This window comes from Streptosporangium sp. NPDC006013, from assembly GCF_040614275.1.
Lineage (GTDB): Bacteria > Actinomycetota > Actinomycetes > Streptosporangiales > Streptosporangiaceae > Streptosporangium.
Genome location: NZ_JBEXUE010000053.1, coordinates 1 through 26,065, shown reverse-complemented (window position 1 = coordinate 26,065; position 26,065 = coordinate 1). Strand labels below are relative to the sequence as shown.

The window sequence follows — 26,065 nt, the reverse complement described above, 5'->3', positions numbered from 1 at the left end:
ATTCACCTGCCCGGCGGTCTCCTCGCCGAACATGACGGACCGTTTGAAAGCTCGATGACCTACCCGAAAACCGCCTTGATGCGTGCCTCCTGTTCGCGCGCCTCGGCCGCGGCCTGCTCCTCCAGCGTGCGCCCCGAAGCACCCTGGAGCAGCCGCTTGGTCGCCGTCGCGGCGTCGCGGTTGGTCGCCAGCAGCGCGGCGGTCAGGTCGCGCACGGCCTCCGTCAACTCCCCCGGTGCGACGACCAGTTCGGCCAGGCCGATCCTGGCCGCCTCCTGCGCCCCCACGACGCGGGCGGTCAGGCAGATCTCGATGGCCCGGGACAGGCCCACCAGATCGACCAGCGGCTTGGTGCCGGTCAGGTCGGGAACCAGCCCGAGGGCCGGCTCCTTCATGCACAGTTTGGCGTCGTCCGCCAGGACCCGCAGGTCGCAGGCGAGCGCCAGCTGAAACCCCGCACCGACCGCGTGGCCCTGCACGGCCGCCACGGAGACGATGTCGGGACGTCTCAGCCAGAGGAAACCCCGCTGGGCCGCCGCCACCCGGTCGACGAAAGCCGTCTCGTCGAGTGTCGCCAGGGACGTGAACGCCCCCTGCCCTGGCACCCCCTCCGGGGTGAACATCCTCAGATCGATCCCCGCCGAGAAGGACGGCCCCTCACCTCTGATCACGACGACCCTCACCTGCTGCGGCAGGTTGTCACCGATATGAGCCAGAGCCGACCAGGTAGCGAACGTCTGAGCGTTCCGCTTGTCCGGACGGTCCAGCGTGATCGTCGCGATCTCGCCGTCCACCTCGTAGCGCAGACCGACCTCCTTCAGAGAGATCTCCTCCGCACTCCCCCCGAACGCCACTTCCACCATCGCCCGTTCTCCCACCTTCCGTTTCCGCCTCGCCCGAGCCTATCGACTCTCCAGAATGAGGTTCTATAGGCTCGGGCGGGAACGGCTTCGGCGTGTGGGGGACGAGCGGCTGCGGTCGCGCGTTCCGAGGCGGAGTCAGCGCTTGGACTTGCCCCGGGTGGCGCCACCACGCCCGCGCAGAGTCACACCGGACTCGCTCAGGATGCGGTGGATGAACCCGTACGACCTGCCGGTCGAAGCGGCCAGAGCGCGGATGCTTTCACCCGCGCTGTAGCGCTTCTTGAGATCGGAGGCCAGTTTTTCACGGTCGGCCCCGGTAACCCGGGTGCCCTTCTTGAGAGTCTCGGCCACGAGTACCTCCTGTAGTGCCAGACTTCCGCAGCGTTACACACGCCATGATCAGTCATTTCAGCGAGATCGGCTACCTACTCCACGGGAAAAGATCCGTACCCGCTCAAATTAAGATCAGGCAAGTGCCACAAGATCGGAAAATTCGTCGCTCCATGCGTCTTCAACTCCGTCAGGTAGCAAGATCACCCTATCGGGTCGTAGAGCCTCTACAGCACCCTCATCATGCGTGACGAGCACAATCGCCCCAGAATAGGACTTTAGCGCCGAAAGAACCTGTTCCCGACTGGCCGGATCGAGGTTGTTCGTGGGCTCGTCGAGGAGGAGGACATTGGCCGCCGACAGCACCAGCGTGGCCAGCGCCAGCCGCGTCTTCTCCCCGCCCGACAGCACCCCCGCGGGCTTGTCCACGTCGTCGCCGGTGAACAGGAACGAGCCCAGAACCTTGCGCAACTCCACGTCGGGGAGCTCTCCCCCGGCCGAGCGCATGTTCTCCAGCACGCTACGGCCGGGGTCGATCGTCTCGTGCTCCTGCGCGTAGTAGCCCAGCTTGAGCCCGTGGCCGGCCTTGACCGCCCCGGTGTCGGGCTCCTCGACGCCCCCCAGAATGCGCAGCAGGGTGGTCTTCCCCGCACCGTTCAGCCCCAGGATCACGACCCTGCTGCCCCTGTCCACTGCGGCGTCGACGTCCGTGAAGACCTCCAGGGAGCCGTACGACTTCGACAGCCCCTCCGCCATGATCGGGGTGCGCCCGCACGGAGCCGGCTGGGGGAAGCGCAGCTTGGCGACCTTGTCGCCGCGCCGCTCCACCTCCAGGCCGGAGAGCAGGCGCTCGGCACGGCGCTGCATGTCCTGCGCGGCCTTGGCCTTGGTGGCCTTGGCACGCATCTTGTCGGCCTGCGACATCAGGGCGGAGGCCTGCTTCTCGGCGTTGGCGCGCTCGCGCCTCCGGCGCTTCTCGTCGGTCTCCCGCTGGGCCAGATAGGCCTTCCAGCCGACGTTGTAGGTGTCGATCACCGCACGGTTGGCGTCGAGGTGCAGGACGCGGTTTACCGTCGCTTCAAGAAGCCCCACGTCGTGGCTAATAATGATCAAGCCGCCCTGGTGAGATCGTAAAAAATCACGAAGCCACCCGATTGAGTCAGCATCTAGGTGGTTTGTCGGCTCGTCAAGAAGGAGAGTCTCTGCCCCGCTGAAGAGAATTCGAGCCAGCTCCACCCGCCTGCGTTGCCCGCCGGAGAGCGTCTCCAGCGGCTGGCCGAGCACCCGGTCCGGCAGCCCCAGGCTGGAGGCGATGGAGGCGGCCTCCGACTCGGCGGCGTACCCGCCCAGCACGTGCAGCCGGTCCTCCAGGCGCCCGTAGGCGCGCACGGCGCGATCTCTGGTGCGATCGTCCGCCGAGGACATGCCCAGCTCGGCCTCGCGCAGCTCACGCAGCACCTCGTCGAGCCCGCGAGCCGACAGGATACGGTCGCGGGCGAGCACGTGCAGGTCACCGGTGCGCGGGTCCTGCGGCAGGTAGCCCACCTCCCCGCTGATGGAGACCGTGCCCGAGGCCGCCGCCCCCTCTCCCGCGAGCACCCGGGTCAGCGTGGTCTTCCCGGCCCCGTTGCGGCCGACGAGCCCGATCTTGTCACCGGGGTTCACCCGGAACGACGCGCCCTCGATGAGCAGGCGGGCCCCGGCCCGCAGTTCGATGTCAGAAGCTACGATCATGGTTGGAGAACACTCCCAGCAGGAAATACACAGGCTCACTTCACTGTGGCCGAACCCGCCGCGCCCTGTGTCTCCCGGCTCTCGGCTCGGCCGTCTCGCCTTCATCGGGACGACGGTCAATCGGGAGTGCGCATACCGATCAGTGTACGGCGCGGCAAGGGCCCGGCTCTCCTCGATTAGGTGGGATCGCTCACCCTGATGCGGACCGCGCGGAACTGGGCGGGGGTGTCCCGCAGGACCACCAGCCTCGGATCGGGAACCGTCAGGAAGGGCTCGGCCTCCAGCGCGAAGACCGGGGCGAGCCTGCGGTCCGAGCGCAATGCGTCGACCGCGCGCCGGTCTCCACCGAGCACGACCGCCTCCAGCTCGTCCACCCGCGGCCCCAGGACGCGCAGCGCCACCTCGGCGGCCGCCTCGTGCGCCTGGTCCACCTGCTTCTCCCTGCGCCGGGCGAAGCGCCGCTGTGACCAGCCGCCCGCCGCGCTGCGCCCGTGCACCGGCCGCGAGCCGACCTTGGAGGAGAGCAGTTCCTCTCCCTGGAAGATCCCCGCCGCGTGTCCCCCCAGCCGCACCAGCAGCACCCCGACCCTGCGCTCGGTGCGCACGTGGGTGACCAGACGCGCCAGCGGACCGCCCCCGGCCTGGACGAGCGGCGGAAACGGCACCTGGCACTCGGCGACCGCGCCGTCCGCGCCGTCGAGGCGTACGGCGGAGGCCGAGGCCGTCACCCGCGGCGGCCCGTGCCTGTCGACGAAACCGTCGATCCAGCGGTTCAGGCGATCGGGCGCCACCGAGACCCAGCGGCCTCCCCCCTTGGCCGGTCGCGACGTCATGAAACGCGACACTACCGGCTGACCTCGCGGAACACACGATCACGCTGGACAAATCCAACGAATAGCGAAATATCAGTGAACATCCCTGCACGTTGCTTCTATGGCGCCAAAGGAGCCTCCATCCTTTTGAACGTGACGACCAGAGCGCACGTCAACCCGCAGGACCCCACAGCGGCCCCCGCGGGCCTCACGCCTGTCGTCGACCTCGACACCGGAGGCGTCATCGCGCTCCAGGCGGGAGGTGCGGGCCGGGGGAACATCTCCACCACGATCCAGACCGTGCACGACGCCGCCGCCGGCGAGACCCTGCTGCCGCTGGTGCTGACCCTGCCGACGGCCGCGGTGATCGGCGGCACGGCCGCGCTCGCACCGCTCCACGAGGCCCTCCGCGCGTCCGGGCGGCGTCCCCGCGAGGTGATCCTCACCGTGCGGGGTGACTTCGCCCAGTTCGAACGCCGCTCCCTGATCGTCGGCCTGGACGGCCTGCGCGCCATCGGCTACCTCATCGCGGTGGGCGACCTGGGCACCGGGCACATCCCGCTGGACCTTCTCGCCGATGCGGCGCCGTACCTGGCGGTGATCTCCCCGGACCTGATCGCCCAGGTGCCCCGCGACCCGCGCCGCACCGCCATCGGCGAGGGTCTGGCCCGGCTCGCCCGGGAAGCGGGCGCGCACGTGCTGGCCCCCGGCGTGCGCGACGAGGCACAGCTCTCCGCGCTCCGCGGCTGGGGGGTCCGGCTCGCGCAGGGCCCGCTGCTGGCCCCCGGCCCGTCCGGCCGGGTGCACGTACCACTCCCGGTCGTCGAACAGGAGCCGTCCCGCTTCACGCTCGGCCCACGCGTCCAGGAGTTCCTGCTGCCCGCGGTGACCCTCCCCTACGGGGCCACCGCCGAAGCCGCGATCGACGCCTTCGGCAGTGAGCCGTCCATCACCAGCGTGGTCCTCGTCGACGAGTACCAGCGCCCCAAGGGCAGCCTCGACCGCAGCCGTTTCCTGCTGTCGATCTCCGGCCGGTTCGGCCACGCCCTGCACGGCAAAAAACCCGCCGGACGGCTGGCCGACCCCGCCCGCGCGGTCCCCAGGACGACCACCGCCATCGCGGCCATGCAGGTCGCGGGCCGCGACGCCGAGCGCGTCTACGACGACCTGGTGGTCACCGACGAGGTCGGCCGCTGCATGGGCATCGTGCGGGTCTCCGACCTGATCCGCCAGGTCGCGTCCATGCGGCACTGAGGCACGGACACCCGAGGCCGGAGGGTCTTCGCACCGGCGCCATCGCCTTTACGATGTAGATTCATAACGGCGGCCACCGGCTCCGCGACGGCAGGCCACAGGATCATCGCCGCCCCCGGAACGGGCAGACCGGGTGGCGAACCCCATCACTATGCTTCGGTGACGTATGGTACGAGTTAGGTTCACCTAACTTTGACTCCCCCGGAGTGGCATATGGCAGACGAGAAAGCCGCACGCAAGGTGACAAGCGGCCGGGTCCAGCGGGTCGAGCGGCTCACCCCGCACATGATCCGGGTGGTGCTCGGCGGCCCGGAGCTCGCCGGTTTCCGCGCGGACGAGTACACGGACCACTACGTGAAGCTGCTGTTCGCCCCGGCGGGGGTGAGCTACCCGCAGCCGTTCGACCTGGAGGCGATCCGCCGCGACCTGCCCCGCGAGCAGTGGCCCACCACCCGCACCTACACCGTCCGCCGCTGGGACGCCGACGCGGGCGAGCTGACGATCGACTTCGTCCACCACGGCGACAGCGGCCTCGCCGGGCCGTGGGCCGACCGGGTCCAGCCGGGTGAGGAGATCTGTTTCTTCGGCCCGGGCGGGGCCTACGCCCCCGACCCGGAGGCCGGCTGGCACCTGTTCGCGGGGGACGAGAGCGCGCTGCCGGCCATCGCCGCCTCCCTGGAACGCCTCCCCGCCGGGGCGCGGGCCTGGGCCTTCATCGAGGTCGAGGACGCCGGGGAGGAGCAGCGACTCGACTCACCGGGCGACGTGAAGATCGTCTGGCTGCACCGCATGGGTGGCCCGTTCGGTGAGCGGCTCGTCCAAGCGGTCCGCGAGCTGGACTTCCCCGACGACGCCGTGCACGCCTTCGTCCACGGCGAGGCGGGCTTCGTCCGCGAGCTCAGACGCCACCTGCGCGCCGAGCGCGGCATCCCGCTGTCTCAGCTGTCCATCTCGGGCTACTGGCGCCTGGGCCGCGACGACGAGGCCTGGCGCTCCACCAAGCGCGAGTGGAACGAGCAGATCGAGGCCGAGGAGGCCGCGGCGCTCTCCTCGTGAACCCGGCTCAGAGCCAGCCCTGGGTGCGGGCGCGCTCGACGGCCTCGATGCGGTTGCGGGCGTGCGTCTTACGGATGGCCGAGGAGAGGTAGTTGCGGACCGTACCCTCCGACAGGTGCAGGCGCGCGGCGATGTCGGCGATGCTGGTACCACCCGAGGCGGCGACCAGGACGTCACGCTCGCGGGGCGACAACGGGTTGGGGCCGGCACTGAGCGCGGCGGCGGCCAAGCCCGGGTCGATGACGCGCTCGCCGCCGCGGACCCGCCGGACGGCTGCGGCCAGTTCCCTGGCCGGGCTGTCCTTGACCAGGAAGGCCATCGCGCCCACCTCCATCGCCCTACGCAGATAGCCGGGGCGGCCGAAGGTGGTCAGGATCATGATCCGGCAGCCGGGCAGCGCCTCGCGGATCCGCGAGGCGGCGGTGATGCCGTCGTCGCCGGGCATCTCGACGTCGAGCAGCGCGACGTCCGGCCTGGTCCGCAGGGCCACGGCGAGCGCCTCCCCGGCGTCGGCGGCCTCTCCCACCACCTCGATGTCGGGCTCCAGGCCGAGGAGCGAGGCCAGGGCGCCCCGCACCATCGCCTGGTCCTCCACCAGCAGCACCCGGATCATCGAACCCCTCTCGTCGTCGGCGGGCGAAGGGTCCCGGCATGCGGCACCGTGACCCTGAGCGCGAAGCCGGCCGGCCGCGGCCCGGCGGACACCGTGCCGCCGGCCGCCCGCACCCGCTCGGTGAGCCCGGTCAGCCCGCTGCCCGGCCCGTACGAGGCCGCTCCGCACCCGTCGTCCACGATCTTCAGGGCCGCGACCTCCTCGTCCATGGTCACCTCGATCTCGCACCGGGTCGCCCGCGCGTGCCGGATCACGTTGGTGACGCCCTCCCGCACCGCCCAGCCCAGCAGTTCGTCCAGCGCGTCCGGCAGCGGGGTGCCCGCGAGCCGGATCGTCAGCCTCGTCCCGGCGGCCTCCAGAGCGGCGCGGGCACCGTCCAGCTCGCCGGAGAGGCCACGCTGGCGGTAGCCGGTGACGGCGTCGCGCACCTCGACCAGCGCCTGCCTGGCCACCGACTCGATGTCGCGGATCTCCGCCACGGTCCGTTCCGAGCCGCTCTCCGCCAGCCGCCCGGCCAGCTCGCTCTTCAGCACGATCAGTGACAGGCTGTGGCCGAGCAGGTCGTGCAGGTCCCTGGCGATGCGCAGCCGCTCCTCGCTCGCGGCCAGCCGCGCCACCTCCTCCTGTGCCTGGCGGAGCCTCGCCACCAGCATCCGGGTGTTGCGCACCCCCATGAACAGGACGCCGAGCGTGATGACCTGGAAGACGAGCACCAGGGTGGTACCGGGGTCGTGCTCCTTCAGCAGGCCGATCAGCGCGACGGCGAGGCCCATCGCGAGGACGCCGGCCACCGAGAGCCGGGGACGCAGCGCCATGCCGTAGATCACGGCCAGGTAGATCGGCAGGGTCAGCCAGCCGCCGCCGAAGGCCGCCGCCAGGCCGACCCCCAGGAGCGTGGTCATCCCCAGCAGCCAGTACGTCAGGCGGGTCGGGTCGCCGAAGTTCCTCGGGCTCAGCACCGTGGCGATGTAGAGGGCGACGAAGGCGGCCAGGCCGGCGCCTCCCCAGACGGCCCTGTCCCCGGACACCTCGCCGGTGACGATCTCCAGGACCGGGAAGCACAGGTAGACCAGGCCGATGGAGATCCCCGACAGACGCCGGAGGCGGGACGGGCGCTCGCCCGTCCCGCCGAAGGTGAGCGCGGAGACGCGCATCATGCGCGCGCGAGTGCCCTGCGGTAGGCGAACACCGCGGCGGTGCCGAGCAGCGCGGCCCAGGCCACGACGGTCAGCACGGCGGACGTCGGCACCGCGCCGCCGGCGACGAGGTGCTGGCCGATGTCGGCGTAGGAGAAGGAGGGCATCGCGTGCACGACGCTCTTCATGGCCTCGGGCATGATCTCCACAGGGAACCACAGCCCGCCCAGGATCGCCAGCCCGAACGTGCTGATCATCGCGGCCGACTGCGCGGCGTCCGCGGGCAGCAGCGAACCGAGGAGCAGGCCGAGCGCGGCGAACGGCACGGCGCCGATCCACAGGGCCGGGATCAGCGCGAGCCACTCCCCCACCGGCAACCGGACGCCCTGGGTGAGGACCGCGGCCAGGCAGACCAGCACCATGGACGGCAGCACCAGCAGCAGCGAGGCGATCAGCTTGGTGACGATGATCGCCCAGCCGGGCAGCGGGGTGACCTGGAGCTGGCGGAGCCAGCCGGACTGCCGCTCCTGCGCCCACGGCACGGCGGTGCTCATCAGGCAGGCCGCGATCGCCCCGTACGCGGCCATGGAGACCATGAGGACGACGGCGGCCTGTACCCCGCCGGAATCCGTCTGGGCGCCCCAGATGCCGGAGAAGATCAGGTAGAACACCACGGGGAAGCCCACCACGAAGATGATGTAGCGCTTGTTGCGCAGCATCCTCAGGACCTCGATTTTGACGTAGTTCGGCATCAGGACTCCCGGGTGAGGGCGAGGAAGGCGTCTTCGAGGTCGGCGCCGCTGATCCTGAGGTCGCGGATCTCCAGCGAGGTGCCCCGGTACAGGGCCGCCACGGTGGCGTCGGGGTCGGCGGTGCGCAGCGTGGCGACGCCCTGGGAGATCTCCGCGGCGGAGACGCCCGGCAGGCCGTCCAGCCCCGCGACCGGCTGCCCGCCCAGGGTGAAGCGGACGACATGGTCGCCGATCCCCGACTTGATCTGGGCGGCGGTGCCGTCGGCCACGACCCGGCCCCGGGTGATCACGATGACCCGGTCGGAGTTCTCGTCGGCCTCCTCCAGGTAGTGGGTGGCGAACAGGACCGTCCGGCCCTCGGCGGCGTAGTCGCGCATGCTCTTCCAGAACCGCAGCCGCGACTCCACGTCCATGGCCGCGGTGGGCTCGTCCAGCACCAGCAGTTTGGGCGCGCCCGCGATGGCCAGGGCGAACCTGACCCGCTGCGCCTGCCCGCCGGACAGCTTGTCGGCGCGCCGCCGCGCCAGTTCCGTGAGGTCGGCCACTCGCAGGATCTCGTCGAGACCGAGTGGCTCCGGGTAGAGCCGCCGGACGAAGTCGACCAGTTCCCTGACCGTGAGCTCACCGATGAGCTCACCGCTCTGCAGCATGGCCCCGATCTCGCCCCGGGCGACGGCCGCCTCTGGGGAGCCTCCCAGGATCTCGACACGGCCCCCGCTCGGGCGGATCAGGCCGAGCATCATGTTGATCGAGGTTGACTTGCCGGCCCCGTTGGGGCCGAGCAGGGCGACGGTCCGGCCCGCCTCGACGGCGAGGTTCAGGCCGTCGACGGCGAGCACGTTGCCGTAGCTCTTGCTCACGTCTGTGAGGGCGATGGCATCCATGCCCCAACGCTAGGAGCGCCCGGCGGGAATCCTCAGTGCCGCTTCTCCGGGTTTGGAGATGACATTTGTCAGATATGCGGACACCGCCGCGGGCCGGACCGGTGGCGCGGAGGGGCGCGGACGGCGGGTCAGATCCGGCAGGCGAAGATGGCGGTCACCAGGATGGCCTTGGCGCCGATCTCCCAGAGCTGGTCCATGACCTGCTGGTGCCCCTTGCGCGGGACCATGGCCCGGACCGCGACCCAGCCCTCCCGGTGCAGCGGAGAGACCGTGGGGCCCTCCATGCCGGGGGTGAGGGCGATGGCCTCCTCGATCCGCTCGGCCCGGATGTCGTAGTCCATCATCACGTAGTCACGTGCCATCAGCACGCCCTGCAGGCGGCGGACGAGCTGCTGCAGGCCCGGGGCCTCCACGGCGCCGGTCCGCTTGATCAGCACTCCCTCGGAGCGGGCGATCGGCTCGCCGAACACCTCCAGGCCGATGTTGCGCAGCGTGGTGCCGGTCTCCACCACGTCGGCCACGGCGTCGGCCACGCCCAGCCGGATGGCGGTCTCGACGGCACCGTCCAGCTTGATCACCCGGGCGTCGACGCCCTGTTCGGCCAGGTAGGACTCCAGCAGGCCCGCGTAGGAGGTGGCGACGCGCCTGCCCTTGAGGTCGGCGACGGAGGCGAAGTCCCCCGGATTCGCGGCGAAGCGGAAGGTGGAGCGGCCGAAGCCGAGCGGGATGATCTCCTCGACCTGCGCCCCGGAGTCGTGGAGCATGTCGCGGCCGGTGATCCCGGCGTCCAGGGTGCCCTCGCCGACGTAGACGGCGATGTCCTTGGGCCGCAGGAAGAACAGCTCGCAGGAGTTCTCCGGGTCGACGACCACGAGTTCCTTGCTGTCCTTGCGGGCGCGGTATCCGGCTTCCTTGAGTATCGTCTGGGCGGCCTCGGTGAGGGCGCCCTTGTTGGGTACGGCGAGACGGAGCATGACTGGGTTCCTTACGTGTGGACGGGATCTGCCTACGAGACCGGGAGCCGGGCGCACCGGCTCACAGATGCTTGTAGACCTCGTCCAGTCCGATCCCCCTGGCGATCATGAGGACCTGCACGTGGTAGAGGAGCTGGGAGATCTCCTCGGCCGCCCGCTCCTTCGACTCGTGCTCGGCCGCCATCCAGCTCTCGGCGGCCTCCTCCACGACCTTCTTGCCGATGGCATGGACTCCGGCGTCCAGCGCGGCCACGGTGCCCGAGCCCGCGGGCCGGGTGCGCGCCTTGTCGGACAGCTCGGCGTACAGCTCTTCGAAGGTCTTCATGATCTCTCTCGGCGTCGTCGGATGTGCGCGTCAAGCCTAACGGGCTCACCGACCCCGGCGTGTGCGGGTCCACCCTCGCCGGACGCGAACCGCCGGGTGATCTCCGGAGGTCACCACTCCATTTGACCGTCCGGTGACCGGGCCGCCCATGGAGGCGGCCCGGGGGACGTTCAGTCGTTGACGCAGCGGAGCACCGGGCGGGTGACGAGAGCGGCCGGATCGGGCGAGCCCGTCACGTGCAGGGTGACGCTCTCACCGGGAAGCAGGGTCAGCAGCATGTCGTCCACCCAGGACGCCGGATCGAGGCGATCGGGAAACAGGGCCAGCTCGCGCAGGAGGGTACGGGCAGTGACGGTGACATCCAGGCCGCCGACCGAAGGGACGACCTCGGTGTCGTAGGCCGCCACCGGGAAGGCGACCTCCGGGTCCTCGACGAAGAAGCGAAGCACCCGGTGCTCACCCAGCCCTACCGAGAGCAGCTCGGCACACGGGTCCCCGGGGACGGCCACCGAGTCCGGCAGCCCGACCCTGGCCACCGAACGGGGTGCCACCTCGACCGCGACCCTCTCCTTGGCCAGCACCTCCCCGCCCAGGCCGAGCCGCAGCAGCTCCAACTCACCCGACCACGGCTGCGGGCCGTCGTTGACCACGGCCACCACCCCGTCGCAGACGGTGAGCAGGCGGTCGGCGTAGACACGGCGCAGCGCGTACCACAGCGGCTTGCGCCGCCCGGCGCCGTCGACGGCCGACCAGGAGGTGACCGGCCAGCAGTCGTTGAGCTGCCAGACGATCGTGCCCGCGCAGTACGGCGCCAGCGCCCGGAAGCGCTCGATACCAAAAGCCACCGCGCGCGCCTGGTTGAGCTGGGTCAGATAGTGCCAGTCGTCGAAGGTCTGCGGCCGGGGCAGGTGCTCACCCAGGCCGCGCAGCAGCTTGGCGTTGCCCTCGTGCGCCTTTTGGTGGTGCAGCACGCCGGGCGAGGTGGAGGTGAGCGGATCGTCGCTGACCGCCCCGCGCAGCGTGGCGTGGACGGGCGGGCCCTGGAAGCCGAACTCGGCCACGAAGCGGGGGCGATAATCGCCGTAGCGGGTGTAGTCCTCACGGTTCCACACGTCCCAGATGTGCACGGTGCCGCGCGCGGGGTCGTTGGGCGGCAGATCGGGGTCACCGGAGTAGGGGCTGCCCGGCCAGTAGGGGCGGGTGGGATCCAGCTCGGCGACGATCGAGGGCAGCAGGTCGTAGTAGAAACCCGCCCCCCAGCTTTTCTCCCCCAACTCCTCGCGCCAGCCCCAGTCGGCGTGGCCCTCGATGTTCTCGTTGTTGCCGCACCACAGCACCAGCGAGGGGCGCCAGGACAGCCGGGTGACGTTCTGACGCGCCTCGGCCTCCACCTCGCTCGCCAACGGCTCCTCCTCGGGGTAGGCGGCGCAGGCGAACGGGAAGTCCTGCCAGATGAGCAGGCCCAGCTCATCGGCCAGGTCGTAGAAGTCCTCGCTTTCGTACAGGCCGCCGCCCCAGACCCGCAGCAGGTTGACGCCCGCCCCGACGGCCTGGCCGAAGCGCTCGGCCAGCCGCTCGCGGGTGACTCTGGCCGAAAAGCAGTCGTCGGGGATCCAGTTGACGCCGCGCACGAAGACCGGCACGTCGTTGACCACGATCGTGAACCCGTCGCCCGCCCGGTCCAGGCGCACGTCACGAAAACCGATCCGGCCCCTCCAGGTCTCCTCGCCGAGGCCTACCACCAGCTCGTAGCGGTGCTGTGCGCCGTAGCCGCGCGGCCACCACCGCCGCGGCTCCGGCACCCGCAGCTCCAGGACCGCCTCGCACTCGCCGGCGGCCAGCCGCACCTCGCGCTCGACACCCGCGACCGAGGCCCTCACGGTCACCGGGACGTCCGTGGCGCGCTCGAGCGTGACGTGCACCTCGACGCGGCCGTCCCCGCTCACCAGCGGCCGCACCGACGCCGGCCTGGCCCCGCTCCAGGAGTGCAGCCCGATCGGCCGCCAGATACCGGAGGTGACCACGGCCGGCCCCCAGTCCCAGCCGAAGTTACAGGCCATCTTGCGGATGAACTGATACGGCGCCGCATAGGCGCCGGGCCGCGCCCCCAGCTCGGCCCGGCGCGCCTCGGCGTAGGCCTGCGGGGAGGCGAACCGGATCCGCAGCGTGTTCTCGCCCTCGCGCAGCAGTTCCCGCACGGCGAAGCGGTAGGAGCGGTGCTGGTTGGCCGTGGCCGCGACCCGCACACCGTTGAGCTCGACCGTGGCGACCGTGTCCAGGCCCTCGCAGACCAGGTCGGTACGGTCGTGGGAATCGGCGCTCCAGGTGAAGACCGTCTCGTAGTCCCAGTCGGAGCGGCCTATCCAGGTCAGCCGCCTCTCGTTGTCGTCCAGGTACGGGTCCTCGATGAGCCCGGCGGCCAGCAGATCGGTGTGCACGCATCCCGGCACCGTGGCCGGGACGCGGGAGATCCCGCCCCCCGCCTGATGCAGGGTCCAGCCCTCGTGCAGTGCCCTAACCGTCGTCAACTCACGCTCCTTGTCAGTGTGGTGTCGCCCCGCCGGACGAGGTGCCCCGGTTCCTCCTCCACCAGCGTGGAGGGCCCTGCTGAGACGTCCTCGGCGGGGACGGCGGGATCGCCGCCGTCCCACCGGGCGGTGAGCCTCGGCACCGAGGACAGCAGCTTGGTCGTGTACGGGTGGAGGGGGTTGCCGAACACCGCGTCGGTGGGACCGGACTCCACCACCTGCCCCCGGTACAGGACCACGGCCCGCTCGCTGATGTAGTTGCCCAGCGACAGGTCGTGGGTGACGAACAGCACCCCGAGGCCGCGCGACTTCAGGTCGGCGAGCAGGTTGAGCACGTCGATCCTGGTGGAGGCGTCGAGCATGCTGGTGATCTCGTCGGCGACGAGGTACCTGAGGTCGAGCAGCAGCGCCCTGGCGATCAGCAGGCGCTGCAGCTGGCCACCGCTGAGCTGGTGCGGATATCGGCCCAGGACCTGCCCGGGGTCGAGGCCGACGTCCTTGAGCGACTTCTCGATCCTGCCCTCCCACTCGGAGGCCGCGACACCGGGGAAGTACTCGTCCTTGATCATCTTAAGTACCCGGTCGGCCTTGAAGACCGGGTTGTAGCAGCTGAACGGGTCCTGGAAGACGCCCTGCACGTGCCGGTAGTACGCCTTTCCCGGCCGCGCGGGGGCTCCGTCGAGGGTGATCCTGCCCCGCGTCGGGGTGAGCAGCCCGAGGACCGTCTTGCCGAGGGTCGTCTTGCCGCTGCCGCTCTCGCCGATGAGGGAGACCACCTCCCCTGGCGCGAGGTCGAGGCTCACGTCGTCGACGGCGGTGAGGGTCGCGGTGCCGAAGGCACCCACTCGGTAGGTCTTGGTGACCCCTTCGAGACTCAGCATTACGCCTTCCAACAAGCGACGTGGTGGCCGGGGGCGACCTCGATGAGCGGGGGGTCCTCGGCGCACCTGTCGAAGGCCAGTGGGCAGCGGTCCCTGAACCGGCAGCCCTGCGGCGGATCGAGCAGCGAGGGCGGCCGCCCGGGGATGCCGGAGAGCCTGCGCTCCGCGTGGCGGACCCCGACCTCGGGCAGCGAGGAGATCAGCATCCGGGTGTACGGGTGGCGCGGCTCGCTGACGATCACGCTCGCGGGTGCCTTCTCGGCCAGCCTCCCCGCGTACATGACCATGATCGTGTCGGCGATCTGGTAGGTCAGCGAGATGTCGTGGGTGACGAAGATCATGCTGCGCACGAAGCCCCGGTCCCGGAACTCCACCAGGGTCCTGGCCACGGCCTTCTGGGTGGACACGTCCAGCGCGGAGGTGATCTCGTCGGCGATGAGCAGGGAGGGGTCGAGCAGCGTGGAGATGACCATCACCATCCGCTGCTTCATCCCGCCGGACAGCTCGATCGGGTAGCGCCCCAGGATGTCGCGGGGCAGCTCCACCAGGTCCAGCCGGCGCTCCAGCTCGGCTGTGTCCACGCTCTCCCCCCGGGAGGCGAGCAGCTCGGTGATCATCCTGCCGATCCTGCGGGTGGGGTTCATCGCGCTCATGGAGTACTGCGGGATGAGCGACACCCGCTTGAAGCGGAAGGGGTTCATCCGCCGGTCGTCGCCGATGGGCAGTTCCTCGCCGTCCAGCGAGACGGTGCCCCCGGCCAGCCGCATCCGGCCGTCCATCCTGATCAGGCTCTTGCCGAGGGTGGTCTTGCCGCAGCCGGACTCGCCGGCCAGGCCGAGGATCTCGCCGTCGCCGACGCCGAAGCTGACGCCGTCCAGCGCCTTCACCTCGCCGCGCAGAGTCCTGTAGTGGACCCTGAGGTCGTCCACACGCAGAGTCATCTACAGCTCCCGCAGTTTCGGGTTGAAGACCTCGTCCAGGCCGACGTTCATCACGTACAGGGCGCCGACGATGGCGGTGATCCCGGCTCCCGGCGGGATGAACCACCACCACATGCCCAGGTGCAGGGCGCTCCAGCGGGCCGCGTTGTTGAGCATCAGGCCGAGCGAGACACCCTCGCTGGGGCCAAGCCCGATGAAGTCCAGCGAGGCGGCGATCAGGATGGACCCGCCGAACAGCAGGATGAAGGTCATGAAGAGGTACGAGCTCATGTTGGGCGCGATCTCCCTGGCGATGATCTTCCAGGTGCGCACGCCGCTGAGCTTGGCCAGGTCCACGAAGTCGCGCGAGCGCAGCGAGAACGTCTGGGCCCTGATGGCCCTGGCCGCCCACGGCCAGGAGGTGAGCCCGATGAAGAGCGCCTGCACGCCGACGCTGCGGACCCCGAGGTAGGCGTTGACGATCAGCAGCACCGCCAGCGCGGGCAGGACCAGGACGATGTTGGTGAGCATGTTCAGCACCTCGTCGACCAGGCCGCCCCGGTATCCGGCGGTGAAGCCGATCGCCATCCCGATGATCGCGGCCAGCCCGCCGCCGAGCAGCCCCACGATGAAGGTGACGCGCAGGCCGTAGACGAACTGGGCGAAGATGTCCTGACCGAACATGGTGGTGCCGAACCAGCGCTCGGCCGAGGGCGGCGAGGCCGGGGTGGCGACGTAGGCGTTCGGGTCGCCCCCCGCGATCAGCGGGGCGGCGGCGGCCAGGACGAGCAGCGGGACCAGCACGACCAGTCCGGCCAGCAGCTTCCCGTTGCGCAGCGCGAAGTACAGACCCTCGTTGCGCCTGGTGGGCACGGCCGTCATGACGCCCCGCCTCCTTCGGCCGCGGGCCGGTTCGCGGAGATGCCGGTCATGCCGCCTCCCCTCCTATCCCGGTCCTGGTACGCGGGTCGACCAGGACGTAGACGATGTCGATGATGAAGTTGGCGACCAGCACGCCCACCACGATGAACAGGAAGGTCCCCTGCAGCAGGAAGAAGTCCTGGTTCTGGATCGCCTGGAGGATCAGGTGGCCGAGCCCCGGATAGGAGAAGACGATCTCGGTGACCAGGGCTCCGGCCACGAGCACGCCGAGTTGCAGGGCCAGGCCGGTGATCTGCGGCAGCACCGCGTTCCTGAAGGCGTAGCGCCGGATGAGCCGCTGGGAGGCCCCCAGCGAGGACAGATAGGTGGAGTAGTCGGCCTCCAGCTCATAGATGATCATGTTGCGCATGCCGATCGCCCAGCCTCCGAACGCGACGAGGAAGAGCGAGACGAACGGCAGGAACCAGTGCAGCGCCAGGTTGCCGACGAACTCCCACGACCAGTTGGGCCGCATGGCGAAGCTGTAGCCGCCGGAGACGGGGAAGATCCCCGCCACGATGCCCAGCCCCCAGGCCAGCAGGATCGCCAGCCACATGTAGGGCGTCGCGGTGAGCACGTACCCGATCGGCAGCGCGGTGTTGTCCAGCCACCTGCGCCTGGCGGCGAAGGCGCCGAACCTGTTGCCCGCCCACCAGCTGAGCAGGATGGACGGGATGAGCAGTGCCAGCGTGTACGGCACCGCCCGGATGATGACGTCGGTCACCGGGGTGGGGAACAGCCAGATGCTGGTCCCCAGGTCACCCCGGAACAGCGCGGCCCAGAAGTTGCCGTACTGCTCCCAGAGCGGCAGGTCGAGCCCGAACAGGCTCGTGTAGTGGGCGCGCATCGCCTCGACGGCGGCGGGCTGTGACACGTTGGCCCTGGCCAGCATGCTCTGGACCGGGTCTCCCGGCATGAAGCGCGGGATCATCCAGTTGATCGTGACGGCCACGAGGAAGGTGAGCCCGTACACGAGCAGCTTCCGGCCGAAATAGCGTCGCACGCGATCCTCCCGAATCGGCGAGATGAGCCCCTCCCCGCGCCGCGCGCGGGGAGGGGGCGAGAATCGCGGGGGATCAGCCGCCGGCGGGCTTCAGCTCGGTCAGGGTCAGCACCCCGCCCAGCTCCAGCCAGTTACGCCACATGGTCGGCGGGCTCTTGGGCGTCGCGGGGTCGGAGGAGGGCCAGTTGGTCCAGACCGCGTTGCTGGTCTGCGCCCACAGGCCGTTGTACCAGAGCGGGATCACCGGCAGATCGTCGAGCTGGATCTTCTGGATCTCCGAGGCGACCTGCTTCATGCCCTCGACGTCGTCGGTCTTCTTGCCGTCGAGATCCTGGACCAGGTCCCAGGCCTTCTTGTTCTCGTAGCGGCTGAAGTTGACGGTGTTCTGCAGCTTGTTGATCGGCAGCTGGAACATGTAGTCGTAGTACATCCAGGGGGTGTTGGACAGCTGCCGCTCGTTGTTGAGCAGCAGGTCGAACTTGCCGGACCCGCGCTGGTCGACCAGCGCGTTGTAGTCGGGGAACTCGGCGGTGAGGTCGATCCCGGCCGCCTTGGCACCCTCGGCGATGACCCGGCTCGCCTCCATCCAGTCGGTCCACCCGGCCGGAACGATGATCTTCAGCGCGGCCTTGGAGCCGTCCTTGTTCTCCACGAACCCGTCGCCGTCGCCGTCCTTGTATCCGGCGTCGGCCAGCAGCTTCTTCGCCTTCTTGGTGTCGAAGGAGAAGCCCTTCTCGCTCACCACGGCCTGGTCGACGTACTTGTCCCACTGGGGCAGCAGCCCGGTGGGGCTGGCCGCCTTGACCAGGTTGCCGTAGACACCCTCGACGATCTTCTTGGTGTCGATGGAGTTGGCGATCGCCTTGCGGAAGGCGGGGTCGTCCAGCGGTTTCTTCGTGGTGTTGGGCACCAGGAAGGCCGTGTTGGCCGAGAGCATGTACGGCGGCTCCGGGTAGTAGGTCTTGACGCCGAAGTTGCCCTGGACCAGGTTGGCCACGCCGGGCAGGAAGTTGTTGCTGAGGTCCAGGCCCTTCTGCAGCAGCAGGCCCATCGCCACCTCGTTGCTGGAGTTGACGATGTCGACGACGTACTTGGGCTTGACGTCCTTGCCCAGTGCCGCGGTGGCCCACCAGCCGTCGCGCTTGACCCAGGCCATCCGGTCCTGGTCGTGGCTGTGGTAGGTGTACGGCCCGGTGCCGACCGGCTTCTCGTTGACGCCGTTCATCACCTCGTCCTCGGAGCGGCCCTCCCAGATGTGCTTGGGCACGATCGCGTTGTTGTAGACCCAGTTGGCCCACTGCTGGTAGTTGGCCTTGGAGAAGGTGAACCTGACGGTGCCCGGGTCGACCGCCTCGGCCTTCTCCAGCCAGGTCCACAGGTTGGCGTAGGGAACGGTCTTCATCTTGCCGAGTTCGACGGTGAAGATCACGTCGTCGGCGGTGAAGGGCTTGCCGTCGGCCCAGGTGACCCCCTGCCTGAGCTTGAGGTCGTAGGTCTTGTCGTCCGTCCAGGTGCCGCTCTCGGCCAGCCAGGGGGTGAACTTGTCGGTCTGGGGGTCGTACAGGAAGAGCGTCTCGTAGACGAGCCCCTTGGTGCCGGTGGCCGAGTCCCAGGTCCGCAGCGGATTCCAGTTGGCCGGCGGGCCCCACTGGGTGCCGCTGGTGTACAGGGTCTCGTTGCGGGGGAACGCGGCGTTCGCCGCCCCCGCCCCCGCCGAGGGGGCCGCGGCGCCCGATCCCTGCGGCGCCTCGCTCGGAGCGGACGGCGTCGTCGACCCTCCCGTGCACCCGGCCGCGACCATGCAGGCCGCCACCCCGAGGATCGCGAACCTTCGTCGAATCCGCATCTATGTTCTCCTCTCCAACATGGGAGCGCTCCCAAATAACTAAACGCGACCGCATGCGTTTGCTGAGCCGGATAAGTATCGTGACCGTAAAGTCCACGTGTCGGCACTGTCAATAGGCGACTGGACCGGTTCAGCTGAAATCGCGGAGGAGATCATGAAACGACCGACGATCGCGGACGTCGCCAGACGGGCCGGGGTGTCCAAGGGGGCCGTCTCGTACGCGCTCAACGGGCAGCCCGGCGTGTCGGAGAGCACCCGGGCCAGGATCCTGGCGATCGCCGAGGAGATCGGCTGGCGCCCCAACAGCGCGGCCCGCGCCCTGAACGGCGCGCGATCCCACACCGTCGGCCTGGCCATGTGCCGCCCGGCGCGCACGCTCGGCGTGGAACCGTTCTTCATGGAGCTCATCAGCGGCATCGAGGGCGAGCTCTCGGCCCGCTCGTACGCGCTCATGTTGCAGGTGGTCTCCGACCACGGGCAGGAGGTCGCGGTCTACCGCCGCTGGTGGGGTGAGGGCCGCGTCGACGGCGCCATCCTGGTCGACCTGCACGTGGGCGACCCCCGCATCCCCGAGTTCGAGTCACTCGGCCTGCCGGCCGTGGTGATCGGCCATCCCTCGGAGGCCGGGTCGCTGCTGCCCATCTGGTCCGACGACGGCGGTGCCGTCCACGAGACCGTGGAGTATCTCGTCGCGCTCGGCCACCGCAGGATCGCCAGGGTCGCCGGGCTGCCGCGCCTGGCCCACACCGTGCTGCGCGACCACGCCTTCGCCGAGGCCTGCGACGGCGTCGCCGAGCACGTGACCGTGCACACCGACTACACCGGTGAGGAGGGCGCCCGCGCCACCCGGCGCCTGCTGAGCTCGCCCTCCCGGCCCACCGCGATCGTCTACGACAACGACATCATGGCCGTCGCCGGGCTGTCCGCCGCCCAGGACCTGTGCCTGGACGTGCCCCGCGACCTGTCCATCGTCGCCTGGGACGACTCACCCCTCTCCCGGGTCGTCCGCCCCCCGCTCACCGCCCTGAGCCGCGACATCTCCGCCTACGGCGCCCACGCCGCCCGCCATCTCCTCGCCCTCGTCTCCGGCGCGCCGTCAACGGCGACCGGGCCCTGTTCTATGTGGCCACCCGTAACGTCTCCGACGACGAGGACGAGTGGTGGTCCTGCGCCCTCGACTTCGGCCCGTCCACCATCGACGAGATGCCCGGCCTGCGCTGGCACTGCCGCGACAGCTACGTCCTCGCCCCGCCCTCGCTCCTGCCCGGTGGCCAGCACTGCTCGTGGCTGCGCCCGCCGGACGGCCGCCCGCTGCCCGATCCGCTCCGCGTCCTGGAGTTTCTCGCCGACGTCTGCGAGTGACTCCGGTACGGAGCAGCCGCCCGGTCAGGGAGAGCCCCCCAGGCCGGCCTCGCGGGCGCGGACGATCGCCTGGGCGCGGTCGGCCACCTGGAGCTTCATGAAGATGTTGGAGACGTGGTTGCGCACGGTCTTGCCGGACAGGAAGAGGAGCCCGGCGATCTCGCTGTTGCCCTTGCCCTGGGCGACCAGCCCGAGCACCTCCCGCTCCCGCTCGGTGAGTTCGGGGAAGGCGATACGTGACGGATCGGGCATGCCGGTGAAGTAGGCCAGGACGCGGCGGGCGATCTCGGGCCCGTAGATGGCCTCGCCGGCGGCGACGGCGTGTACAGCGCGGGCGATCTCCTCGGCGCCGGCCTCCTTGAGCAGGTAACCGCGCGCCCCGGCGCGCATCGCGGCGAACACCGAGTCGTCGTCGCGGAACATGGTCAGTACCAGTACCCCGATCCGCGGGCTGGTCCTGATGATCGTCCTGGTCGCCTCGATGCCGTTGCCGCCGGGCATCTGCAGGTCCATCACGACCACGTCGGGCTGGAGCTCGGCGGCCAGCACCACGGCCTCCTGGCCGCCGGAGGCCTCCCCGACGACCTCGATGTCCATGGCTCCGAGCAGGCCGCGGAGACCCTGCCGGAAGATCGGGTGGTCGTCCACGATCAGTACCGTGATCACTCGGTCTCCTCCACCGGCAACCTGGCGATCACCTCCGTGCCGCCGCCCGGCCCGCGGCCGATCACACATGAGCCTCCCACCTCTGCCGCCCGCTCGCGCATCGAGGTCAGTCCCACGCCCGCGACCGGGTTCTCGGGCAGGCCGATCCCGTCGTCGGCGACCTCCACGCGCAGCTCACCCGGCAGGCGGCGCAGCCGGATGAGGACGGTGGTCGCGCCGGCGTGGCGGCGGGCGTTGGTGAGCGCCTCCTGGGCGATGCGGTAGGCGGCGACCTCGACGGCCGCGGGCAGGTCGGCCAGCGGGCCGTCCACGGTCACCGCGGTCTCTCCGGCCGTTGCCCGCAGCGCGCCCTCCAGACCCAGGTCGTCCAGCGCGGGCGGGCGCAGGCCGTACACCAGCTCGCGGACCGACGCGATCGTCGCGATCATCTCCTTGCGGACCTGGACCAGCAGCTTCTCGACGGCCCGAGGGTCGGTGTCGAGCCTTCTGCGCGCCTCATCGAGGGCGAACGTGACGCTGGTCAGCGCCGGGCCGAGCCCGTCGTGCAGCTCCCTGCCCAGCCTGCGGCGCTCCTCGTCGCGGGTGGACCGGATGCGTTCCCGGGAGCGGTGCAGGTCGGCGGTGAGCCGTACGGCGTGCGCCAGCTCGGCGAGGTGCCTGGCGAGCACCTCCATCGGCTCGCGGCCCGGCCGGACCCCCGCCACCATCAGGGTTCCGACCCAGTCCGCGTGCCAGAACAGCGGCGTCTCCGCCGCCCCCGGCCGAAGCTCCCCGTCGGTGAACACGCGCGTCGCGCCCCGCCCGGTACGGACCTCGACGCCGATCCCGGTGGCTCCCAGCGCCCCGCGGATCAGGGCCACGGCCTCGCCGAGGGCCGCCGCCGGGTCCTGCGCCCCCTGCCCGGTACGGCCGAGCAGGCCGACGACCCGGTAGGGGTCGCGCTCGACGGCGAAGGCCCGGTCCACCAACCGCTGCAGGCGTAGCCGTGCCGGGTGGAAGAGACCGCCCACGGCCAGTGCGGAGATCAGCCCGGCGCCTTGGCCCAGGTCGCTGGCCAGGGCACCGGCCAGCCAGATCAGCCCGAAGTAGACGCCTCCGGTGACCGCGACGAGGGAGCCGTAGACCAGCGCCCGGTTGAGCACGACGTCGATGCCGTAGAGGCGGTAGCGCAGCACCGACGCGATGATCGACAGGGGCACCCCGGCCATGAAGAGGGTCTCCGTGGCCTTCAGCAGCCAGGAGCCGGTCGCCACCCGGAGGATCCAGGAGAGCAGGAGCACCGCCAGCGCGCCGACGTACCAGGCGATCTGGCGCCGGAGCTCGGTGTCGCCCGCCCGGTAGCGGAAGACCAGCGAGAGCACGCCGAGCGCGGTGAGCGCCATCATCGGGCCGCCGATGTACGACTCCACGATCGGGGAGATCTCACGCAGCGCCTCGACGCCGAAGGGGTTCGCGATCGGGAGCTGAAGCTCGAACTCGGGATCCGGGGCCAGTCCCAGGAACAGCGAGTGCCCGACCATGAGGACCAGGTTGGCGTACAGGACCGGCCGCCAGCGCCGGGAGGGCAGCCGGCCGTCGGGGAAGAGCAGCGGCAGCAGCGAGATGAACACCGGAACGTGCCACAGCCACAGCCACAGCGCCAGCCACCCGAGGTAGGGAGTGATCCCTCCGGGGTCGGTGAGGTAGAACCAGTGGGCGGCGCTGTAGACCAGGTAGTAGAGGCCACCGGCCACCCCGCTGGCCCAGAGCAGCCAGGGGACGAGCAGCCGGGGCCGGCGGGTGATGAGGAACGCGCCGGCGACCGGGAACAGGAAGACCGTCGGATCCAGGGTGATGAAGTCCTCGCGCCAGGTCGAGGCGCTCAGCTCGGCCAGCCGGATCGCCAGGAGGTTGCAGACCGGCGCCAGCACCGCACCGGTCCAGACGAGAACGGCCAGCGCCGTCCGCCGCCGGTTCCCCGCGGCGCCTCCGTCTGCCGGTGAGGTCATGGAGTTCTCGTCCCTGGGGAAAGTCACGGCCTCTGCGGTCGTGGGGGAGACCGTAGGCTCTCCGCTGGTGGAGGAGGTCGTTCCGCCTCCGTTCCCGGGGAAGGTCGTTCCGTCCTCGTTCCCGGGGACGGTCACGGTGGCTGCGGTCGCGGGGGAGGTCATGCCGGCTCCGTTGTCCGTGAATGAGGTCGTGAGGTCTTCGTCGGTGAAGGAGGTCACGGCGCTTCCGTTCCGAGGGGTAGCCGGACGACGACCTCGGTGCCGCCGCCCGGACGCGGCCCGATCGTGCACGAGCCGCCCGTCTCTGCCGCCCGCTCGCGCATGGAGCGCAGGCCCACGCCACCGCGGACCTTTTCCGGCAGGCCGATCCCGTCGTCGGCGATCGAGAGCCGTAACTCGCCGCCCGCCGTCGCAGCGTCTGCCATGCCGCCGGATCCGCCTCCGGTGACCATGGGCCCGACGCCTTTGGCCCGTACCACCTCGGCCCGTACCAGGGCGGTGGTGGCCTGGGCATGCCGGCGGACGTTGGTGAGCGCCTCCTGGGCGATCCGGTAGGCCGCCACCTCCACCGTCGGGGGTACGTCCTCCAGCCGACCGGCCAGCGCGACGTCCACCCGCGGCCCCGGCGCGTCGGCCAGCGAGCTCAGCGAGCCGGCCAGGCCGAGGTCCTTCAGCGCGGGCGGGCGCAGACCGTACACCAGGTCCCTGACGTCGACGATCGCGGCGCCCATCTGGTCGCGCACGCGGATCAGCAGCCCCTCCACGGCCTCGGGATCCCGCTCCAGCCGGAGCCTGGCCTCGTCCACGGTCATCGCCAGGCTGGCCAGCGTCGGCCCCAGCCCGTCGTGCAGGTCGCGGCGGAGTCGGCGCCGTTCCTCCTCCCGGGTGGTGAGGATGCGCTCCCTGGACCGCCGGAGGTCCGCGGTGAGCCGTACGGCGTGCGCCAGCTCGGCCAGGTGCCGGGCCAGCACGTTCAGCAGGTCCGGTGCGGGGGCGGGACCGCTGCTGAGCAGCCGTCCGACCGGTTCCCCGTGCCAGACCAGCGGAGTCTCGACCGGCCGTTCCCCCAACTCGCCGTCGGCGACGGTTCCGCCGTGGACCTCGACGGCCACGCCGTCGGCGCGCAGCGCCTGGCGGACCAGTACCACGGCGGTGGCCAGCCCTTCGGCAGGGTCGACGGCCTCCTGCAGGGTGCGGCTCAGCCGGTCGGCCACCCGGTAGGGGTCGTGCTCGACGCGGAGCAGCCGGTTCACGGCACGCTGCAGGCGCAGCCGTACCGGGCGGAAGACCGCGCCCACGGTCAGCGCCGCGACGAGCCCGGCCACCGGATCCTCGCCGCCGGACAGCGTGCCGGTCAGCCAGGTCAGGCCGGAGTAGATCCCCCCGGCGACCAGCGCCAGCGCGCCGTAGACCAGGACGCCGTTGAGCACGGCGTGGACGCCGGATGGCCGGGCAGCGGGGGGCTGTGCGGGGGGCGTCGTGACTGCCATGAGGGCAGGATCTCCCAGGTGATGTCCCGCTGTCCCGGGGCAGATGTCCCGTTCTGGAATGATTTTTCTAGGTCTCACTGGTTCGCGGGTGTGTCTGGTGGGGAAGGCTCGGGCGGCGCTTCCCGGCTCTGTCCCTCCGGGGTGCGAACGCGAGGCCTGGAACCCGGGGCGGGAACGCCGCAGGCGGGGGCTCGTCCCGCGGTGACTACCCTGGTGGGCGTGAGCCGTACTGAGAACTCCGAGGACCTGTTCGCCCGCGCACGTGAGATCGTCCCGGGAGGTGTCAACTCCCCGGTCCGCGCCTTCGGAGCCGTCGGCGGCACGCCGCGCTTCATGGCGTCGGGGCAGGGGCCCTACATCACCGACGTGGACGGCAACCGTTACGTCGACCTGGTCTGCTCGTGGGGGCCGATGATCCTCGGTCACCGGCATCCCGCCGTGATCGAGGCTCTTCAGGAGGCGCTGCGCGACGGCACCTCGTTCGGTACGGCGACGGCCGGCGAGGTCGAGCTCGCCGAGGAGATCGTCGCCCGGGTCGACCCGGTGGAGAAGGTCCGCCTGGTCAGCTCCGGCACCGAGGCCACCATGTCCGCGGTGCGGCTGGCGCGTGGCTTCACCGGCCGATCCAAGATCATTAAGTTCGCCGGCTGCTACCACGGCCATGTCGACGCCCTGCTCGCCTCGGCCGGTTCCGGCCTGGTGACCTTCGGCCTGCCCGACACCCCCGGCGTGACCGGCGCCTCGGCCGCCGACACCGTGGTGCTGCCGTACAACTCGATCGAGGCGGTCACCGAGGCGTTCCAGGCGTTCGGCGCCGAGATCGCGTGCGTGATCACCGAGGCGTGCCCGGCCAACATGGGCGTCGTCCCGCCGCTGGACGGGTTCAACGCCAGGCTGCGGGAGCTGTGCACCGCGCACGGCGCCCTGCTGATCATCGACGAGGTGCTCACCGGCTTCCGGGTCTCGGAGGCGGGTTGGTACGGGCTCGACCCGGTCGACGCCGACCTGATGACCTTTGGCAAGGTCATGGGCGGCGGCCTGCCCGCCGCCGCGTTCGGCGGTCGCGCCGACGTGATGGCCCACCTCGCTCCCGAGGGGCCGGTCTACCAGGCGGGCACCCTGTCCGGAAACCCGCTGGCCTGCGCCGCCGGTCTGGCCACCCTGCGCGCCTGCGACGAGGGCGTCTACGACCGGGTGGACGCCGCGGCCCTGGTCATCGGCCGTGCCGCCGCCGACGCGCTGGCCGCCGCCGGGGTGCCGCACCGCCTGCAGCGTGCCGGGAGCCTGTTCTCCATCTTCTTCACGGACGAGCGGGTGGTCGACTTCGACGCCGCCCAGAGGCAGAACACCGCCGCCTACCGGGCGTTCTTCCACTCGATGCTCGACCAGGGTGTCTACCTGCCACCGTCGGCGTACGAGGCCTGGTTCCTGTCCGCCGCCCACGACGACGAGGCGCTCTCCCGCATCGCGGACGCCCTTCCCGCCGCTGCCAAGGCAGCGGCTTCCGTTTCCGTTTAGCGGGCGGTCTGTTCGGGTTCTTCCTGCCGGGTGGGTGTTCCGGGCGGCTGTTGTTCTGCCGGATGTGTGTTCGCGCTCCGGTGGACGGGTGCTCCGGGCGGCCGTCGTTGGTCGCGGTCCTGTGGGTTCAGGCCTTCGGCCTGGCGGGCGCGCTGGTTGCGGATTCTTGTAAGCCGCCCGGACCACCACTCCGGTGATCTGCAGCATGC

Annotated in this window: 22 protein-coding genes and 2 pseudogenes; 5 read left to right on the top strand and 19 right to left on the bottom strand. The window is 70.5% G+C overall.

The genetic code is table 11. The features are described 5' to 3' along the window. Nucleotides 1-59: 59 nt before the first annotated feature. The 4 genes from ABZ260_RS11350 to ABZ260_RS11335 form a co-directional block, all read right to left on the bottom strand. The gene (locus ABZ260_RS11350; protein ID WP_355615716.1) at nt 60-863 is read right to left on the bottom strand and encodes an enoyl-CoA hydratase/isomerase family protein; all 804 of its coding nucleotides are present in this window, start codon (nt 861-863) and stop codon (nt 60-62) included. Nucleotides 864-998: 135 nt separating this feature from the next. Beyond that, on the bottom strand, nt 999-1,214 hold the full coding sequence (locus tag ABZ260_RS11345) for a helix-turn-helix domain-containing protein (protein WP_030904785.1): 216 nt from the start codon (nt 1,212-1,214) through the stop codon (nt 999-1,001). A 114-nt stretch (nt 1,215-1,328) separates the two neighbouring features. After that, the gene (locus ABZ260_RS11340; protein WP_343972296.1) at nt 1,329-2,927 is read right to left on the bottom strand and encodes an ABC-F family ATP-binding cassette domain-containing protein; all 1,599 of its coding nucleotides are present in this window, start codon (nt 2,925-2,927) and stop codon (nt 1,329-1,331) included. Between the two features lie 176 nt (nt 2,928-3,103). Continuing rightward, on the bottom strand, nt 3,104-3,760 hold the full coding sequence (locus ABZ260_RS11335) for an acVLRF1 family peptidyl-tRNA hydrolase (RefSeq protein ID WP_350919033.1): 657 nt from the start codon (nt 3,758-3,760) through the stop codon (nt 3,104-3,106). Nucleotides 3,761-3,892: 132 nt separating this feature from the next. Between ABZ260_RS11335 and ABZ260_RS11330 the strand changes: the two genes are divergently transcribed. Together ABZ260_RS11330 and ABZ260_RS11325 are read left to right on the top strand one after the other, a co-directional pair. Next, complete coding sequence (locus ABZ260_RS11330; protein ID WP_355615710.1) at nt 3,893-4,993, top strand: EAL domain-containing protein; 1,101 nt, start codon at nt 3,893-3,895, stop codon at nt 4,991-4,993. A gap of 213 nt (nt 4,994-5,206) precedes the next feature. Continuing rightward, on the top strand, nt 5,207-6,049 hold the full coding sequence (locus tag ABZ260_RS11325) for a siderophore-interacting protein (RefSeq protein ID WP_355615708.1): 843 nt from the start codon (nt 5,207-5,209) through the stop codon (nt 6,047-6,049). 7 nt (nt 6,050-6,056) lie between these two features. On the opposite strand, the gene ABZ260_RS11320 is transcribed toward ABZ260_RS11325, so the two are convergent. From ABZ260_RS11320 to ABZ260_RS11265, 12 genes are all read right to left on the bottom strand, one after another. Beyond that, nucleotides 6,057-6,662 carry a response regulator transcription factor gene (locus tag ABZ260_RS11320; RefSeq protein ID WP_350919024.1) on the bottom strand — a complete coding sequence of 202 codons (606 nt, stop codon included), beginning with the start codon at nt 6,660-6,662 and terminating at the stop codon, nt 6,057-6,059. Beyond that, the gene (locus ABZ260_RS11315) at nt 6,659-7,819 is read right to left on the bottom strand and encodes a sensor histidine kinase (protein WP_355615706.1); all 1,161 of its coding nucleotides are present in this window, start codon (nt 7,817-7,819) and stop codon (nt 6,659-6,661) included. Before ABZ260_RS11315 ends, ABZ260_RS11320 begins: the two co-directional genes overlap by 4 nt. Further along, entirely contained in the window at nt 7,816-8,550 is a 735-nt protein-coding gene (locus ABZ260_RS11310; RefSeq protein WP_355615704.1) for an ABC transporter permease, read from the bottom strand. The genes ABZ260_RS11315 and ABZ260_RS11310 overlap by 4 nt, the downstream gene beginning before the upstream one ends. After that, the gene (locus ABZ260_RS11305) at nt 8,550-9,434 is read right to left on the bottom strand and encodes an ABC transporter ATP-binding protein (protein ID WP_355615702.1); all 885 of its coding nucleotides are present in this window, start codon (nt 9,432-9,434) and stop codon (nt 8,550-8,552) included. Before ABZ260_RS11305 ends, ABZ260_RS11310 begins: the two co-directional genes overlap by 1 nt. A 128-nt stretch (nt 9,435-9,562) precedes the next feature. Next, complete coding sequence (gene hisG / locus ABZ260_RS11300; RefSeq protein WP_355615699.1) at nt 9,563-10,408, bottom strand: ATP phosphoribosyltransferase; 846 nt, start codon at nt 10,406-10,408, stop codon at nt 9,563-9,565. Between the two features lie 61 nt (nt 10,409-10,469). Next, entirely contained in the window at nt 10,470-10,733 is a 264-nt protein-coding gene (locus ABZ260_RS11295; protein ID WP_030904803.1) for a phosphoribosyl-ATP diphosphatase, read from the bottom strand. 170 nt (nt 10,734-10,903) lie between these two features. Next, complete coding sequence (locus ABZ260_RS11290) at nt 10,904-13,261, bottom strand: glycoside hydrolase family 2 protein (protein ID WP_355615697.1); 2,358 nt, start codon at nt 13,259-13,261, stop codon at nt 10,904-10,906. After that, the gene (locus ABZ260_RS11285; RefSeq protein WP_355615695.1) at nt 13,258-14,142 is read right to left on the bottom strand and encodes an ATP-binding cassette domain-containing protein; all 885 of its coding nucleotides are present in this window, start codon (nt 14,140-14,142) and stop codon (nt 13,258-13,260) included. Before ABZ260_RS11285 ends, ABZ260_RS11290 begins: the two co-directional genes overlap by 4 nt. Beyond that, nucleotides 14,142-15,083 (bottom strand): ABC transporter ATP-binding protein, encoded by a 942-nt coding sequence (locus tag ABZ260_RS11280; RefSeq protein WP_355615693.1) that lies wholly within the window; start codon nt 15,081-15,083, stop codon nt 14,142-14,144. Before ABZ260_RS11280 ends, ABZ260_RS11285 begins: the two co-directional genes overlap by 1 nt. Continuing rightward, nucleotides 15,084-15,944 (bottom strand): ABC transporter permease, encoded by an 861-nt coding sequence (locus ABZ260_RS11275; RefSeq protein ID WP_355553307.1) that lies wholly within the window; start codon nt 15,942-15,944, stop codon nt 15,084-15,086. Between the two features lie 46 nt (nt 15,945-15,990). Then, nucleotides 15,991-16,986: an ABC transporter permease gene (locus ABZ260_RS11270; protein ID WP_355615691.1), complete on the bottom strand. Its 996-nt coding sequence runs from the start codon at nt 16,984-16,986 to the stop codon at nt 15,991-15,993. Nucleotides 16,987-17,059: 73 nt separating this feature from the next. Further along, nucleotides 17,060-18,832: an ABC transporter substrate-binding protein gene (locus ABZ260_RS11265; RefSeq protein WP_355615689.1), complete on the bottom strand. Its 1,773-nt coding sequence runs from the start codon at nt 18,830-18,832 to the stop codon at nt 17,060-17,062. A gap of 154 nt (nt 18,833-18,986) precedes the next feature. On the opposite strand from ABZ260_RS11265, the pseudogene ABZ260_RS11260 reads away from it, so the two are divergent. Together ABZ260_RS11260 and ABZ260_RS11255 are read left to right on the top strand one after the other, a co-directional pair. Next, nucleotides 18,987-19,871: pseudogene (locus tag ABZ260_RS11260) on the top strand (LacI family DNA-binding transcriptional regulator); the annotation flags it as partial. 53 nt (nt 19,872-19,924) lie between these two features. Then, nucleotides 19,925-20,194, top strand: a pseudogene (locus ABZ260_RS11255) (DNA primase); the annotation flags it as partial. A gap of 24 nt (nt 20,195-20,218) precedes the next feature. On the opposite strand, the gene ABZ260_RS11250 reads toward ABZ260_RS11255, so the two are convergent. Genes ABZ260_RS11250 through ABZ260_RS11240 form a run of 3 tightly spaced genes read right to left on the bottom strand, consistent with a single transcriptional unit; the run spans nt 20,219 to nt 24,338 of the window. After that, on the bottom strand, nt 20,219-20,860 hold the full coding sequence (locus ABZ260_RS11250) for a response regulator transcription factor (protein WP_355615687.1): 642 nt from the start codon (nt 20,858-20,860) through the stop codon (nt 20,219-20,221). Beyond that, entirely contained in the window at nt 20,857-23,010 is a 2,154-nt protein-coding gene (locus ABZ260_RS11245; protein ID WP_355615685.1) for a sensor histidine kinase, read from the bottom strand. Before ABZ260_RS11245 ends, ABZ260_RS11250 begins: the two co-directional genes overlap by 4 nt. Nucleotides 23,011-23,063: 53 nt before the next feature. Next, nucleotides 23,064-24,338 (bottom strand): sensor histidine kinase, encoded by a 1,275-nt coding sequence (locus ABZ260_RS11240; RefSeq protein ID WP_355615683.1) that lies wholly within the window; start codon nt 24,336-24,338, stop codon nt 23,064-23,066. A gap of 219 nt (nt 24,339-24,557) precedes the next feature. On the opposite strand from ABZ260_RS11240, the gene hemL reads away from it, so the two are divergent. Beyond that, nucleotides 24,558-25,856 carry a glutamate-1-semialdehyde 2,1-aminomutase gene (gene hemL / locus ABZ260_RS11235; protein ID WP_355615681.1) on the top strand — a complete coding sequence of 433 codons (1,299 nt, stop codon included), beginning with the start codon at nt 24,558-24,560 and terminating at the stop codon, nt 25,854-25,856. Nucleotides 25,857-26,065 lie beyond the last annotated feature (209 nt).

Bases quoted from the DNA above. Each gene is read 5' to 3' on its own strand.
- ABZ260_RS11350 (WP_355615716.1), bottom strand. From the start codon at position 863: ATGGTGGAAGTGGCGTTCGGGGGGAGTGCGGAGGAGATCTCTCTGAAG.
- ABZ260_RS11340 (WP_343972296.1), bottom strand. From the start codon at position 2,927: ATGATCGTAGCTTCTGACATCGAACTGCGGGCCGGGGCCCGCCTGCTC.
- ABZ260_RS11335 (WP_350919033.1), bottom strand. From the start codon at position 3,760: ATGACGTCGCGACCGGCCAAGGGGGGAGGCCGCTGGGTCTCGGTGGCG.
- ABZ260_RS11325 (WP_355615708.1), top strand. From the start codon at position 5,207: ATGGCAGACGAGAAAGCCGCACGCAAGGTGACAAGCGGCCGGGTCCAG.
- ABZ260_RS11320 (WP_350919024.1), bottom strand. From the start codon at position 6,662: ATGATCCGGGTGCTGCTGGTGGAGGACCAGGCGATGGTGCGGGGCGCC.
- ABZ260_RS11315 (WP_355615706.1), bottom strand. From the start codon at position 7,819: ATGATGCGCGTCTCCGCGCTCACCTTCGGCGGGACGGGCGAGCGCCCG.
- ABZ260_RS11310 (WP_355615704.1), bottom strand. From the start codon at position 8,550: ATGCCGAACTACGTCAAAATCGAGGTCCTGAGGATGCTGCGCAACAAG.
- ABZ260_RS11305 (WP_355615702.1), bottom strand. From the start codon at position 9,434: ATGGATGCCATCGCCCTCACAGACGTGAGCAAGAGCTACGGCAACGTG.
- hisG (WP_355615699.1), bottom strand. From the start codon at position 10,408: ATGCTCCGTCTCGCCGTACCCAACAAGGGCGCCCTCACCGAGGCCGCC.
- ABZ260_RS11295 (WP_030904803.1), bottom strand. From the start codon at position 10,733: ATGAAGACCTTCGAAGAGCTGTACGCCGAGCTGTCCGACAAGGCGCGC.
- ABZ260_RS11285 (WP_355615695.1), bottom strand. From the start codon at position 14,142: ATGCTGAGTCTCGAAGGGGTCACCAAGACCTACCGAGTGGGTGCCTTC.
- ABZ260_RS11280 (WP_355615693.1), bottom strand. From the start codon at position 15,083: ATGACTCTGCGTGTGGACGACCTCAGGGTCCACTACAGGACTCTGCGC.
- ABZ260_RS11275 (WP_355553307.1), bottom strand. From the start codon at position 15,944: ATGACGGCCGTGCCCACCAGGCGCAACGAGGGTCTGTACTTCGCGCTG.
- ABZ260_RS11265 (WP_355615689.1), bottom strand. From the start codon at position 18,832: ATGCGGATTCGACGAAGGTTCGCGATCCTCGGGGTGGCGGCCTGCATG.
- ABZ260_RS11245 (WP_355615685.1), bottom strand. From the start codon at position 23,010: ATGACCTCCCCCGCGACCGCAGCCACCGTGACCGTCCCCGGGAACGAG.
- ABZ260_RS11240 (WP_355615683.1), bottom strand. From the start codon at position 24,338: ATGGCAGTCACGACGCCCCCCGCACAGCCCCCCGCTGCCCGGCCATCC.